Consider the following 271-nt stretch of genomic DNA (forward strand, 5'->3'; position numbering starts at 1 on the left):
GTTACCGTGGAACAGGGTAGGGAAAGACAATGTAACGTTTCGGCGATTCGTACAATATTGTTACTTACCCCTTTCGGCCTTAAGTGCGCTGTAGATGGTGATACGGCTGACTTGGTAGCGGCGTGCCAGGGAGGTAACGCTTTCCTTCCCTTGTGTGTAGGCCTGCCAAATGTCTTGGTGGTATAGAGTGAGGCGGGTGTTTTTGTGCGTTCATGTTTCAGTATTCGGCGGATTCGGATTTGAAGTGCAACTTTCCATAACAGAAAAAGGC

Annotated in this window: 1 pseudogene; it reads right to left on the reverse strand. The window is 48.7% G+C overall.

From position 1 onward, the window contains the following. Positions 1-63: 63 nt before the first annotated feature. Positions 64-171: pseudogene (locus HMPREF2954_RS11935) on the reverse strand (IS481 family transposase); the annotation flags it as partial. Between the last annotated feature and the right edge of the window lie 100 nt (positions 172-271).

Source organism: Neisseria sp. HMSC067H09 (assembly GCF_001814135.1).
In the GTDB taxonomy this organism is placed as follows: Bacteria; Pseudomonadota; Gammaproteobacteria; order Burkholderiales; family Neisseriaceae; genus Neisseria.